This window comes from Pseudomonas putida, assembly GCA_029953615.1.
Classification (GTDB): Bacteria; Pseudomonadota; Gammaproteobacteria; order Pseudomonadales; family Pseudomonadaceae; genus Aquipseudomonas.
In genome coordinates, this window is sequence record CP124529.1 from 3,817,570 (window position 1) to 3,831,722 (window position 14,153).

9 protein-coding genes are annotated in these 14,153 nt (G+C 56.3%); all 9 read right to left on the reverse strand.

The window, feature by feature from the left end; all coding sequences use genetic code 11:
- Nucleotides 1-5: 5 nt before the first annotated feature.
- Complete coding sequence (locus QIY50_17555) at nt 6-1,241, reverse strand: glycosyltransferase family 4 protein (protein ID WGV19207.1); 1,236 nt, start codon at nt 1,239-1,241, stop codon at nt 6-8.
- Nucleotides 1,238-2,977: a hypothetical protein gene (locus QIY50_17560; GenBank protein WGV19208.1), complete on the reverse strand. Its 1,740-nt coding sequence runs from the start codon at nt 2,975-2,977 to the stop codon at nt 1,238-1,240. The genes QIY50_17555 and QIY50_17560 overlap by 4 nt, the downstream gene beginning before the upstream one ends.
- Nucleotides 2,978-3,019: 42 nt before the next feature.
- Complete coding sequence (locus tag QIY50_17565) at nt 3,020-3,433, reverse strand: hypothetical protein (protein WGV19209.1); 414 nt, start codon at nt 3,431-3,433, stop codon at nt 3,020-3,022.
- A 12-nt stretch (nt 3,434-3,445) separates the two neighbouring features.
- Complete coding sequence (locus QIY50_17570; protein WGV19210.1) at nt 3,446-4,840, reverse strand: DUF6270 domain-containing protein; 1,395 nt, start codon at nt 4,838-4,840, stop codon at nt 3,446-3,448.
- Between the two features lie 82 nt (nt 4,841-4,922).
- The gene (locus QIY50_17575; protein WGV19211.1) at nt 4,923-5,249 is read right to left on the reverse strand and encodes a glycosyltransferase; all 327 of its coding nucleotides are present in this window, start codon (nt 5,247-5,249) and stop codon (nt 4,923-4,925) included.
- A 4-nt stretch (nt 5,250-5,253) separates the two neighbouring features.
- Entirely contained in the window at nt 5,254-8,871 is a 3,618-nt protein-coding gene (locus QIY50_17580; protein ID WGV19212.1) for a glycosyltransferase, read from the reverse strand.
- 43 nt (nt 8,872-8,914) lie between these two features.
- On the reverse strand, nt 8,915-11,179 hold the full coding sequence (locus tag QIY50_17585) for a methyltransferase domain-containing protein (protein WGV19213.1): 2,265 nt from the start codon (nt 11,177-11,179) through the stop codon (nt 8,915-8,917).
- A gap of 13 nt (nt 11,180-11,192) precedes the next feature.
- Nucleotides 11,193-12,455: a UDP-N-acetyl-D-mannosamine dehydrogenase gene (gene wecC, locus QIY50_17590; protein WGV19214.1), complete on the reverse strand. Its 1,263-nt coding sequence runs from the start codon at nt 12,453-12,455 to the stop codon at nt 11,193-11,195.
- Nucleotides 12,452-13,594, reverse strand: coding sequence for a UDP-N-acetylglucosamine 2-epimerase (non-hydrolyzing) (gene wecB, locus QIY50_17595; protein ID WGV19215.1), 1,143 nt, complete (start codon nt 13,592-13,594; stop codon nt 12,452-12,454). Before wecB ends, wecC begins: the two co-directional genes overlap by 4 nt.
- Nucleotides 13,595-14,153: the final 559 nt, after the last annotated feature.

Consider the following 14,153-nt stretch of genomic DNA (forward strand, 5'->3'; position numbering starts at 1 on the left):
GTCGGTTACCTGGCTTGAGCCGGGGCAAACAACACCCGTTCATATAGATCGACTAGGCTCTTTTCCTGTGTTTCCCAGTTCAGATTCCGTGCGGTAATTCTCGCATTGCGGGCAAAGCGTTCGCGAAGCTCGTGATCGCCAAGCAACTTCACAAGCGTGTTGCTTAACGCCTGCTCGTCATTTTCTGGCACCAGCAAGCCGATTTCGTTGGCTCTGACAATTTTGCGGATCTCTGGAAAATCCGTGGCCACCACCGGCAACCCGGCGATCACATACTCGAAGAGTTTGTTTGAATCCGTCGTGTAATGATTGAGGCATGTGTTCTCGATTGGCTGTACACCAATGTCGGCGGATGCTGTATAGGCCGGTAATTCTGCCAATGCCACTGTCGGAATGAAGTGGACTTTATGTTGAATATTCAATTCATGTGCCAACGCCATGAGTGGCTGAGCCAGCCGGCCCCCGCCTATCAGCACGAAGAAGCAATCAGGCACATGCTGTGCGCAGCGGATCAGCTTTTCCAGGCCGCGCCCTTGTTGCAAGCCGCCCTGGTACACCACGATCGGCCATGGTTCAAGCAGCCCCAGTTCATCCCTGATCTTGTTGGAACGCGGACTCTCGACAAGTCTCGGGCGGTTTTGCAGTACCAGTGGCCGCTGCACGCCATAGGCTCTGGCGAAGTATTTGGCGCGTGCGTCGGTGGTGGTGATGGTGCCATTGGCACACGGCATCAGCCGTTTTTCGACGAACCCCACCACTTTTCTCAAGCTCTTGTAACCTTCGCGGCTGGTACTGATTTCATGTGCGTCATATACCAGCTTGGCTTGCGACAGCTTTGCAGCCAGCCAGGCAGTCGGCAGGGTATTTACATCATGTGAATGAACCACCGGAGCACGGTACTCAAGCATCTTGAGTAGCAGGGCAAAGTGGGTCCAGCCGCGCGCGATGGCTCTGAATATCAGCATCTTAAGGCTGGGTTTGATCGAGGCGGGTTTGGCTGCCTCGACAGTGGCCTTGGCGGTAACCGGTATATTTTTCTTTCGCAGTTTCCACAGGGGGGACCGGGCTACGCGCACGACTTCAATGCCGTCCTGCAGTACAGTGTGCTCCTGGGTAACGCCTGGCGTATGTAGCGCAAACACCCTCACCTTGTAGCCAGCACGTTGCAGCGTTTGCGCTTCCTTCATTACGCGCGCATCATTCAGGAACTCATTCCAGACGATCATCGAGACTTTTGTCATTGCGTCACCACCTCTGCAGCTGCAGGTGTATCAAAAATCTCAATGCAATTAACGATGTCGGGTGTCAATGCAAGGGCCGCCGAATAGTCTTTTCGCACGATATGTCTTTCCAGCATGTACATCAGTGCGGCCAACCACACTTTATGAGGGTCGATCGACGCCAGCACCTGGCGTTGATCTGCGCTGCGCAGTGTTTCAAACAGTGCGTCCTTCTGGGCAACTGGCCAGCTGCAGCCAATTGCTTCGATTCGCCAATTGCTCCAGTGGCTGAGCACAAAGCCGGAACCAGGCGAAGCCAGAAGCGTGTTGTTGGTGATATCCAGCGGTACGATCTGGCGGGGAAGCGTGGCGAGATAGCCGTTAATGGCAGACAAGTTGTCGATGATATTATCGACGTTACTCGTGTCATCCTCGTTGATGCAGGCCAGGCGCAACGCGTTGATTGTGGTTTCATCGAGGCGCTGCTCAAGGTACAGGCGTGTACGCGTAAACTGCGTGATCAGCTCTGCAGAGGGTTCGAGCAGCAGCAGTTTTCGTGCGATCGCAAGAATGCCTTCGCCAATCTTCCGACCGCCGATCAGCTTTTCAGCGCCGTCAAACTTGTAGACATGGCAGTCAATATCGTTCACCCGATAGTGACCAACGAATGGCAGGTCTGGAAGACCATGTTGCGTAGACAGCAGCGTGCGCTCCTGCAAGGCGGAAGATGAAATGTTGCTTCCAAATACTTTGACCAGCAATGTACCGGTGTCGTCCTGCTGTTCCAGTTGCAGGGTGAACGCATAAATATCGGCAAAGCCGACCTGGTGCCAATGCATCTTGTAGCCGTCGGCTGCTTCCAGGCCTAGCTTATCTAGCAGTGCCTTGACCCACTTTTCCCTGTTCTCGGCATCCAGAATGTATTCCAGGCCGTTACTCTGTGGTCGAAGCTCGATAAGAGGCTGGGATTGATAGAACAATGCGTTGACTTGTCGATGCTGAATACGCAGGCCGATCACGTCCAGGATCATGCTGGACAGCCTCTGCAGCCCTTGGCGCATAATCAGCACGGCAATCACTGCATTGAAAATCTTGCTGTGCTGGTAATACAGGAAGTCGGTAACCAGGAAGAAAAAGCTCAGGAGAAAGCCAGTTGCGGCCAGGGCGTTGAGAATCGGGCCGTAATGATGATGAAAGCTCTCGCGGACTCTTCTGATGTGGTTGTAGGCCAGGACGCTAACGCTGCTGGCAATGACCAGGTAAACAAGAATCGCCAGCAGCAAGCTTGGGTACACATACAATAATGCGAGCGCGCTCAGGCTGAAGAAAGCTGCGCCGGCCATGGCACGATTGAAGCGCGAGTAAGCGTTGGTGGCAATCTTGTCCTGGTTCTCGAACAGGTTCAGCTTCGAAGTGCGTGCCAGAAGCTTTTGCGTGCCGTTGCGACAAAGCAGCGCGCTGGCCAGTTCTGATAACAGGTAGGCGACGTAGCAAAGCGCTGCCGCTGCGGTCAGTGAATATATCAGATGATCTTTTTCAAGCGTATGCAAAATGGACGGGAAATAGGCAGGTATTTTTTCCGAGCCCAGCAGAATGATGACTTTGAGTGGCAGGAAAAACGCCAAGAGAAGAAATATCTGGCTCGCTAAAGTGCTGATTTGGACCAAAAGCGTAATAATGGGTACAACCCGGACGAATTTTACGCCCAGGGAAATGCACCAACCGGTAGTCGCTTTGATCTGCTGTTGAAGTTTCATATCAAACCGCAAGCGTATGTGCAAATTTCGTGCTTGTTTCCATCACTTTTCCTGCCAATAAATACTGGCGAGAGTTTCGTAACCGTCGTCATTGTTATGTGTGGTAAAAATTGCGCCAATCGGAGGTACAGACTTTTTGTAATACTGTACCTTGAACTGATTGGAGTCATTGACGATGATCTTGCGGGTGTAGCCATTGGCTTTCAGTACCGCGTACACGTCATTTTCGGCAATTTTATCCACGCCGGAGTAAACGAATTCATGCATGCTCAGGAACCCCGCATTGTTGGGTTTCCTGTGCGATTTCTGATGCGTCCCTCTGAGTAGCACGTAAGTGGAGTCACTCAGATGCAGGGCATTGGCAGGCTTTACATCTGTAATTACATCGGCTGCAGGTGGCTGTTCGCAACCGGTCAGTATTGCCAGCAGCACGATAATGAAAACGTATGGCTTCATGGTGTGGTCACTTCAATTGATGATCCGTGCCAGCAACTGCCTGGCAACGGTGCTGTAGTAGGTGCCATGGTAGTAGTAGGGGCAGAATGCCCACTTGTGCTCGTTTTTCGATACGTATTGCACCATCTTCGCTAAGGCTTGTTTGGCAATGGTTCTGTAATACGAACTGTCATAGTGATAGGGGCAATAGGCCCAACGCGGGGTGCCACCGGCTATCAGCCCGGCATCCTTGCCACCAATTCTTTCTACCGGGACTATCGAGTCTTCCAGGCTGTCCAGCATCGGGTCGATGATTGCGTTGTTCAGATCGATCAGGCCCTGGAATGTGCTGCCAGCGAAACTGGCAACGACTTCTTTGCTCTTGTACTGGCTCGCCCAGTTGGCCTGATGCACAAAGATGTTCGGGCACAGGCTGGCCACGCGATCCAGGAACATGGGCAGGGCCCAGGCGCGCAGCTGCTTTGCCTGTTCACTCCAAGGGGCCTGCACGGTGTATTCGATACCGCATTTAGCCAGCGTCTTGAGCATCAACGGGCTGGCCGTCACGATCGAAGTGCCAAATGTGGCAATACCAATGCTCTCGTCAAAGAAATCCACAATGACGATGTCGGGGCGAGATTGTTCGAGTTGTTGCCAATGCTCTTTCGAAGCATCCCACTCAACGCGCTTGGCCTCTGCGCCTTCTGCTTCAACGCTGAACCGTGCATCGAGACATGGCGGCGCCATGTACGAAATCACCGACGATTGAGACATGTAGAAACACACCTCAAAGCGCTCCAGCGTCTTTTTCTGGAACTTGAACAGATTATGGGAAGCGCTTGAGCCAAGAATTGCGACGCGTATTTTGCCAGACCCCGTTTTGACGGGGTTCGGCCGCGATGCGTTTTTTTCAAGCCTGGCCTTCTGTGACAAGAGGCTGTTCACCACCTCTGTATCGGGGCCGTCAATGTTCTTTTGCTCAGTCTTGAGCTGTTGGCGTACGTTGTTGAGTTTCTCTAGGTACTTGTGAGGCATGCCCAGCGGCGATTGCCTGAGTAGTTGACTCAGGTAGTCGAGCCGTGGTTGTTGCAGGCCAAACCGTGCAAACAGGGCTGGGTCGAAACCTTTGACGCTTTCGGGGGCGCCAAGTATGCGCGCCCGAGCGCCAAAGAAATAGGAATCGCTAAGTGGATGCTTGGTATAGAGGTACAGCGGCTCTCCACGTGTGAGGTGAATGTGCTCGGCAGAGATCTGCTGCTGCTCCAGGGTGGTGACGACAAGATGATGCGCATACTGGGTAATAGCATGTGTCTTGGGGCCACTGGTTTTGTCGACCATCGTCAGCGCCAGAGCCAGCGTGTCGTAATCCACTGGGCGATAGCATTGGTCCGAAGGCAGAAATTCCAGGCCATTCTTCAGCGAGATCAATAACACCTCCGAGATATTGTGCTCGGAGGTGGCCTCGGACTGAATCAGGTCGATGACGCTTTCATGGATACAGTCATCGTCGTCAATGCGTGACCGTGACCAATGTCGCCGCATTGACCCCCTTGAGCAGAAGCATGACTTCGCGGCTGACCATGCTGTAGTCGCTGACCTGAAGCGTGCGAGCATTCAGGTCGGTGTCGCGCAGCAACTGCTCAAGGCGCGTGCGGTGCAGGACCGGTAATGCTTCATCAATGAAGATGATCCACTCGAAGCCTTGATTACTTTGGTTAGCCAAGGATGGGAGAACGGTGTTGGCAAAGATCTCCAGCCTGTAGGACAGCCACAGTTCATCCTTGATGCCGATACCAAAATTGGTGAAAACAAAGTGCTTCAAAGCGGACGTCAACATATCTTCAATGGTTCTGAATCACGGCGATTTCCCGCTCCGCCATCTTGTTGCTGGCGCTTTGCCCGCGAACTCGATTGGCCGCAGCCCTGGATTTTTCTACGAAGGTATTGCCATTGAGGTACATATCTTCGATCGCCTTGGCCAATTGCTCGTAGTTTTCTGGTTCGACCACGTAGCCGGAGGTGTTGTCGACAAACTCGGGAACAGCGGCTACAGCTGTGGTGACCGGCACCAGACCTGACGACATGGCTTCGTCGCGGGATACTCCTTGGGTGTCCATGCGGCTCGGGCAAAGGAAGATGCCGTAGTTCTTGTGCGTATCGGCAATTTCCGTGTGGTTGAGGAAGCCCTGCTGGATTTTGACGTTGCCGAACTTGCGCAGCGGTTCCAGGGTTTCCTCAAACAGTGGGCCGTCGCCGATCAGGCAGAACTCCATGTCGTTGAACCAGGATTTGCCCGCCAGGCTCTGGATCGCTTTTACGGTCAGGTCGTTGGCATAGGTCTTCGAAGTATACGGACGAATGGACAGCACTTTCTTGCGTTGCTCGACCGACTTCTCGTGGTGATCGAACAACTCGGTGTTGATCGGGTTATGAATGATTTCGAACTGACCTTCCGGTAGGCGGAATCCAAGGTCTTCCATCACTTCTTCCGCGAAGTAGCGCGATACGAACACCAGTTTCAGGTTCGGGTGCATCGGTTGCAGCAGTTCGCGCCAGAACGTCATGCGTTTTTCGCTGGCGAGCTTGCCCAGGCGAAGTTGCTCATCAGAGGTGAAGTTGAACTCACGACGCCACCAAGGCTGGATATCTGCGCCATGTACCCAGACAGTGATGCGCGTGCTATTCAAGAACGGACGTAGTGCGTTCCACATCTGCTCGTCAAGAAAGTGCACGAGGATCGACTTGTAGCGATTTTTCTCGAGCATCTTTGTCAAGGTTGAAGTGCAGCCGGTAACCACGTCGACGTTCTGGAACTCGTGGTAGCTGACCGTTTCGTTCGGTCGCAGCCGGAATACGTCTACGTTGACCCCGCGCTCCTGATAGGCCGTGACCCGAGTGTGCACGAACTTGTTGCGGTATAGGTCGGAGTAGGTCGGGTAGTGGTTGGTCAGTAGCAGGTGCTCACCGCGGCCCATCATTTCAGATGGCTGCAGGTTGCGGTGCCCCAAGACCAGCGCCTTCAGTTCGGTACTGCCTGCAGCATAGGCGCGCAGACCGAAGCGAATGTAGACGGCTTCCGGTGGAATGTCGGCAGTCTGGTTGCGATTGGCATACTGCATCACATGGCTGATACGCTGCTTGTCGGCATCCAGGAACAGCACGACCAGCTGCAGGTTCAGGCCAGGGGTGCAGTCAACGAACAGCTTAAGACGGCCATCGTCGCAGCCCAACTCATCCACACGGACTTCCTGCTGGGCATAGATGTATTCATGCTTGCCATCGGCCAGCTTGGAGTGCACGCGCCAGGTATCGCCGTCGACGGCCAGGTCAACGAACTTGTTGCGGATGACGCCAAACATATCGGCCAAACCGCGCCCGGTGATCTCCGGTGCGTCGTGGCTGATCTGCAGCGGGGCAATGGACTCCGCGCGTGCTTGCAACTGGTCGATGGTCATGCCGAGGTTCAGCTCGAGGTCGTCGACCTTGGCGCTAATGTTTTCATGTTGTGCAGCGCCGTTCTCGCAATAGTTGAACGGGTCGATGGCCAGGCCTTGGGCATGGGTGTACTGCAGTGACGGCAGGTTCTTAAGCCAATTGCGCAGCGGCTGTCCGGCAACGATTTCGGTAGCAACCAGCGAGCGACGAGCGCTCAGGGTCTGGGTCGGCCGATAGGCCTGTTCGTTCCACTGCAGTTCCGCATTGTGGCCCTTGCAGGTGAAGTGGGCCGCTTTACCTACTACCTGGGCGCGGCTGTAGCGAGTGGCCAGCGCCAGGTCGAGCAGATAGTTCGGGCCATAATAGTCGCCAGGCACAAAGGCCGCGACCCATGGTGTATTGCCAACCAGCTCGCCCAACGAGGTCTTTTTCAGCTGCGCTGGCTTGAGCACCAGGATGCGTGGATCATCGCTGACGATACTGCTCTGGTAGGCATCGCTGATGATGACCATACGCACTTGGCTATAGGTCTGGCGGTTCAGGTGGGCGCGCAACGTGTCGAACTGTTCGCGGTCCTGGGCTTCACCGATCACTACGATTTCCGGGAGGCGCTGCGCCCTCGGGGTACCGGTGACCTTGCTCATCACGTATTCCAGGCGCTGGGTGTAGGTGTGCTCCTGCATCACTTTGCGCAGGGCCGCCAGCCGCAGCTTGTCACTGTTCAGTGGGTCTTCGGCCAACAATTGCAGTCGGCGCAGCATTTCCTCGCCGTTGTCGGTGGTAACTACCAGATCGCCGAACAGCAGGCGTACGCCGCGCGAGAAGTTGCTCACGGTCAGGGTGTTGCAGCCAAGCAATTCGAAGACGCGACGGGCAAACATCGATTGCGATTGCTTGATCGAGTTCAGGTTGATCGCATAGCGGTAGCCCTTGTAGGCCGTGTCGATCTTCTCGAAGGGCAGGGTACCGACGATATAGGGCTGGTATTCCTCGGGGAACTGGTAGTTTGCATCATTCTTGCCGAAATTGCGGTCGAAGATTTCCAGCGGACGGAATTTCGGCAGCTCGCAGACGAAGTTGCCCAGGTCGCGAGTACGTTCGGGGTAACGAACATAGTAAGCGCCGGCAAAGCAGAAGGCGTCCTTGCGTTCGTACAGCTCGACCGGGTTGTGCAGGGCAGGCTGGCAGGCGAACGGCAGCAGGTAGACGCGGTCGTGACCGAGTGCTCCTTTGTAGCGGTGAATACAGTCGATATCGGTGGTGAATACGTGGTCGAAGTGCTTGGCGGTAGTCAGGAAGGTCTCGAAGTGAACCGGGTCTTCCTTGTTCCAGAATACGGTCGGAACCTTGTTCTGACGGCACCAGGCCAGAATGTCCTGCAGTTCCTGGCCGTTGTGGCCCACTTTGCTGCCCCATAGATCATCCTTGCCGCGCCATGCAGACTCGATGAACAGCAATTCCGGGCCAAAGCCTTCGATTTCCGCTTTCCAGTTGGTTGGGGTGAGCGGCATCAGGTCACATTCAAAACGATAGGAGCCGAAGGTGAACTCATCCATCACGCACGCCACTTTCAGGCGGCTGACAGGCTGGTCCGCCTGACGCAGCAGGGTGGTGCGGCTCTGCTCGCTGGTCGGCAGGGCTGCCGGTAGCTTCAGGTAGTTTTCATCTTGCACAGGTGCCGGCGGCAGCAGCGCCTTGCGCGGTTCGCTGGCCAGCAACTTCTGCTCGTTCTGCTGGCGTTGCTGGCTGGCTTTGCGGTAAAGGCGCAGCAGGCGTACTGGCAGCTTGACCAGGCCGCCCAGCGAGGTGGCGCTGTTCTTGATCTGGTAGCCAAGCTGATAGGTCATGCTCGCACGGGTTTTGACCAGGCGCTGCTCTGCCAGGTGGCGCTGGGTATTGGCGCGCTCGAGGTTTTCATTGAGCTCGTCGATCTTGCGCTGCTGAGCGGCACTGCGCTCAAGCAACTGACTTAGGCTGGCCTTCAACTGTGGGATCTGTTCGCCGGTCAGGGCGCGGTACTTCATGTTTGCCGCACCCAGGCCTGCCTTGGACGAGTTGAGCTCGGTTTCAAGTTGCTGGCGTAAACCGTTGCCATTCCTTATTGGTGGCAGCGAGGCTGGCTTCAGCAGCGTGACGGCTGGCGCTTTCAAGCATCAGTTGCTCTTCCAGCATGTTTTTAGCCTGGTTGAGCGACGCAATGGTCTCTGTCAGGGCCTTCCGCGCTTCTTCAGATTCAGTATTGGCAGAGGTCAGCTTTTGTAGCTGGCCTTCCAGCTGGGTTCGCTGTTCAACCAAGGCATTGATGGAGCTCGCCTGGGCGGCATGCTCACGCTGGCTTTGTGCCTGAACGTCATTCATCAATTGCAGCTGAACTTCCAATTCAGCCTGCCGACTTTGCAGCACTGCGACCGTGTCAGCTTGAGCTGCATTGGCCAGCTGGCTTTGCAGCTGCAGTTCGCTCATGGCTTGCCGCTGCTTGGTCAGCTCAGCCTCCAGTTCAGCTTGACGTGCCTTCAACAGGGCAATGGTCTCTGCCTGAGCAGCGTCGGCCCGTTGGGTTTGGGCCTGCAATTCGTTCATATACTCCAACTCGCTTTCAAGTTCGGCTTCCAGTTCCGCTTGGCGCATGCGCAGCGTAGTAATCGTGTTGTCTTTCTCAGCAATATCCTGCTTGCTTTGGGATTGCAGACGGGTCGTTGCCTCAATCTGGTCTTGCAGCTCGACACCCATCGCAGCCAGCTGCTCATGCAATCCTGCGATGGTTTCCATATGGGCTGCGTTGGCTTGGTCAGCCTGTGCCTGAAGCTCGCTGGTTGCCTGCAAGTGTTGATCGAGGTCGGATTCCACTGCCGTTTTCTGTGCCTGCAACTCTGCGATATTCTGCAGATAGGTTGCCTCTGCGCGTTGAGCCTGAGCTTGATAGTCGCTCATTGCCTGCACCTGGCTTGCCAGTTCGGCCTGCAATGCCGCCTGTTGTGCACGTAACGCGGTGATCGCGTCGATATGCTCTGCATTGTTCTGTCGTGCATCGAGCAGCAGGTCGGCCGCTTGTTGCAGCTGGCTTTCCTGTTCGGCCTTCAATGCTGCTTGATAGGCACGCAGGTCGGTGATCGTCGCGACGTGGCTATCGTTGGTTTGCCGTACCTGGGATAGCTGCTTCGTAACCGCCTTGAGCTGCTCGTCCTGAGTCTGTTGCTTTTCTGCCGAACCACGCAGCTCCTCAATCGCCTCTGTCAATTGCTTTTGCGTTTTCGCGTGCTGATTCTGCAAGTCATCGAATTGCTGTTGCGTGCCAACCAAGTCTTCTGCGCGAGCCTTTTCAACCGCAGCTAACTGCTGTTCCAGTTGGCCATACTGCTCAGTCGCAACACGATACTTCTTGTTGGCTTCTACCAACCGCTGCATCGTCTCTTCAAACTCCTGGGCATGCTGTGCCTTGGCTTCGAGGAGCTCCCGGTTGGTTTTTTGCAGCGTTACGATATCTGCTTCGCGCGTTTGCAACTGCCTGGAAAGCGCTTCAACTTTTTGCGCTTCTGGCCTGAGCAGCGTGATTTGCTCAGTAGCAGTGCGGTATTTCTTGTTCGCCTCTTCCAGGCGCTTGTTCATCGCAGCGATATTCTCACGCAAGCTGCGTTCGACCGATTCGAACGCCCTTTCCAGCTCGCGAACCCGTTCAATGGCCAGCGAGTCGATAGCACCCGGCTTGTGCGTTTCGTTCTTCACGGCAACGATGCCCAGCCATTTGCCGAGCATCTTCACGTCGATGATCTGCAAGTACTCGGCCAGCAGCCGGAACGGTTCCATCAGGTAGAACGTGTGCTTGTGGTCAATGAAGTCATTGACCCCGAACGGTACGGTAATCACCAGTCGGCCACCCTGCTTTAGCAGGTCGTGGGCCTTTTCGACGAACAGCTCCGGGCGTACCAGGTGCTCGAGCACTTCGCTGATGACAACGGTGTCCGGTTCAGCCTCGAGCGTGTCCAGCGCGAGGAAGTCTGAATTGATATACGTGACGTTCTGCTGGATGTGGGCCGGTTCGGTAGACAGGTAGCCCTTGGCCTCTTCGATGGCCTGCGGGCTGGTGTCCACGCCGGTGACCAGGCAGCCTTCACGTGCCAGCAGCAGGGGCACGATACCCTGCGAGCAGCCAACATCCAGGATCCGGCGCCCTTTGACCTGGGCGCAGATCCAGTGGATGCGGGACTGCGTTTCCCGCATGAACTGATCCCCCAGCTTGCCGTAATAGGCTTCCATCACGCGGTCATGAATATCGGCCAAAGGTGAAGGCAGCTCTGTGTTCACGGTAGGTTTCTCAAGCGTGGGGTTGTTCATGCGGTGGGGTCCATCAAGCCTGGGTAACGCCTGCGGCGTCGATCACGAATGCTGCTTCACGCACATTGAATGTGCCGCGGAATTCGCGGTGCTTCACCAGCAGTACGTGGATGTCGGCGCTATCCTGCGCGTAGTCGAATTCCACGTGCTCGTGGCGCGCCAGGCGCTGCGGCAGGGCTTCGATGTTCGGTTCCACCAGTTGCAGGGTGGCTTCCAGCTCGTTGCCCAGGCGCTCGGCGATGCTCAGGGCCGGGCTTTCGCGCAGGTCGTCGATGTCGGCCTTGAAGGCCAGGCCGTAGCAGGCGATCTTCACTTGCTGGGCCGACTTGCCCGGGTTCTTGATCAGGAAGTTGGCCAAGGCCATCTTGACCTTGTCGATCACCCACTCAGGCTTGCTGTCGTTGACCACGCGGGCGGTGCGGATCAGGCGCGCCTGCTCTGGGGTCTGGCTGACGATGAACCATGGGTCGACGGCGATGCAGTGGCCGCCCACGCCTGGGCCAGGCTGCAGGATGTTGACGCGCGGGTGGTGGTTGGCCAGGCGAATCAGCTCCCACACATCGATGTCCAGCTTGTCGCAAATGATCGACAGTTCGTTGGCGAAGGCGATGTTCACGTCACGGAAGCTGTTTTCGGTCAGCTTGCACATTTCCGCGGTGCGAGCGTTGGTGACGATGCACTCGCCTTCAACGAAGGTGCGGTACAGGCGTACGGCCGCTTCGGAGCACTTGCTGGTCATGCCGCCGATGATGCGGTCGTTTTCCACCAGCTCGCGCAGGACGTGGCCTGGCAGTACGCGCTCAGGGCAGTGGGCAACGCGGATGTCGGAGTCTTCACCGTGGGTTTGCGGGAAGCTCAGGTCCGGGCGGGCCTGGGCCAGCCAGAAGGCCATCTGCTCGGTGGCACCGACCGGGGAGGTGGACTCTAGGATGACCAGGTCACCCTTTTTCAGCACGGGCGCGATGGCCTTGCTGGCGGACTCGATGTAGCTCAGGTCCGGCTGGTGGTCATCCATGAACGGGGTTGGTACGGCGATCAGGAAGGCGTCGGCAGCTTCCGGAACGGTGGAGGCACGCAGGAAGCCTTCGGTTACCGCAGCGTGTACCACCATGTCCAGCTCAGGCTCGACAATGTGGATTTCGCCACGGTTGATGGTGTCGACAGCGTGCTGGTTTACATCGATACCGATCACGTGCTTTTTGCGGGCGGCGAAAACGGCGGCGGTTGGCAGGCCGATATAGCCCAGGCCTACGACGGAAATTTTATTGAAGCTCATGCTGCGTCCTTGGAGTTAGAGAAGGCGGAGAGTGCGTCGAGGATTCGCGCGCACGCTTTTCCATCGCCGTAGGGGTTGTGGGCAAAGCTCATCTCGCGATAGGTCGTTTCGTCGGTGAGCAGTTTCGCCAGGTGTTCGGTGATCGATTCCACATCGGTACCCACCAGCTTGACGGTACCGGCGGCCACGGCTTCCGGGCGCTCGGTGGTGTCACGCATGACCAGTACCGGTTTGCCCAGGGCAGGGGCTTCTTCCTGGATGCCGCCGGAGTCGGTCAGGATCAGGTAGGAACGGGTCATCAGGTAGACGAACGGCAGGTAGTCCAGCGGCTCGATCAGGTGAATGTTGTTGACGTCGGCCAGCAGGCGGTTGACCGGTTCGCGCACATTCGGGTTGAGGTGCACCGGGTACACGATATCCACGTCAGGAAATTGGCGCGCGGTTTGTACCAGCGCCTGGCAGATGCGCTCGAAGCCGCCACCAAAGTTTTCCCGGCGGTGGCCGGTGACCAGCACCATGCGGCGCTCGGGGTTCAGGAAGCTGAACCGGGTTTCGAACTGGCTTTTCAGCGCGGGGCTTTCCAGCTTGCGGACCACTTCCAGCAGCGCGTCGATCACAGTGTTGCCAGTGGTGTAGATGGTCGCGGCGTCGGTGCCTTCGCGCAGCAGGTTGTCCTGCGAAGTAGAGGTCGGCGCGAAGTGCAGGGCGGCCAATGCGCCGGTCAGGCGGCGGTTGCCTTCTTCAGGCCATGGCGAATACAGGTTGCCAGTACGCAGGCCGGCCTCCACGTGGGCAATCGGAATCTGCTGGTAGTACGCCGCCAGGCTGGTAGCCAGGGTTGTCGCGGTGTCCCCGTGCACCAGCACCACGTCGGGCTTGAACTCGGCCAGCACAGGCTTCAGACCCTGCAGGATGGCCGTGGTTACGTCGGTCAGGTCCTGGCCGGGCTTCATGATGTTCAAGTCGTAGTCGGGCGTGATCTCGAACAGCTCCAGTACCTGGTCGAGCATCTGGCGGTGCTGGCCAGTTACGCAAACGCGCGACTCGAAACGGTCGTCCTGGGCAAGGTTGAGGGCCAGGGGGGCCATTTTGATGGCCTCTGGGCGGGTGCCAAATACAGTGAGGGTCTTGAGGGGCACGGCGACGGTCTTCTTTGGGTGAGTGAAGGCGGTTGAATCAGGTGCTACGGGTGCGAAACGCGGGGGTCATGCAAATCGGCCGGGGGGGTTGGCCTGAGAAACGCTACGCACGAAAAAGCGAGCGGGGGGGGGCGGGGGTGAAGAAAAATTCATGTTGGCTCGGATCCTTCAAGCGTAGCGGTTGTCCAATGAACGCAAATTTATCACTTCGTCATCAATATGACATCCCGTCTGGCACGTTTTTTTCCCCTGAACGTGGGAATTCGGCTATATCTATCGACTGATTGGATCCTATTTTCGGAAGTTGCATCAGAAAAAACGATTGTTTGATGTTATTCAGGCATCATGCCAATAACGTAAATTTGACTGATGCATACGACGAAAGGATGGGGGCCTTGTCCGGCAAGGCTTGTGGGAAAAACAACAGCGATTGGTCTGAATGAAACCTAGGTTAAACGGGAATTTACCTAGCGGCGATTTGCTATCGCCTTTGTTTCATGAAGTTAACCTGAAACATGGCGTAACGCCATCATTTTTGGGTAGGCGAAGTTGCTTTTTT

Bases quoted from the DNA above. Each gene is read 5' to 3' on its own strand.
- QIY50_17555 (WGV19207.1), bottom strand. From the start codon at position 1,241: ATGACAAAAGTCTCGATGATCGTCTGGAATGAGTTCCTGAATGATGCG.
- QIY50_17560 (WGV19208.1), bottom strand. From the start codon at position 2,977: ATGAAACTTCAACAGCAGATCAAAGCGACTACCGGTTGGTGCATTTCC.
- QIY50_17565 (WGV19209.1), bottom strand. From the start codon at position 3,433: ATGAAGCCATACGTTTTCATTATCGTGCTGCTGGCAATACTGACCGGT.
- QIY50_17575 (WGV19211.1), bottom strand. From the start codon at position 5,249: ATGTTGACGTCCGCTTTGAAGCACTTTGTTTTCACCAATTTTGGTATC.
- QIY50_17580 (WGV19212.1), bottom strand. From the start codon at position 8,871: ATGAAGTACCGCGCCCTGACCGGCGAACAGATCCCACAGTTGAAGGCC.
- QIY50_17585 (WGV19213.1), bottom strand. From the start codon at position 11,179: ATGAACAACCCCACGCTTGAGAAACCTACCGTGAACACAGAGCTGCCT.
- wecC (WGV19214.1), bottom strand. From the start codon at position 12,455: ATGAGCTTCAATAAAATTTCCGTCGTAGGCCTGGGCTATATCGGCCTG.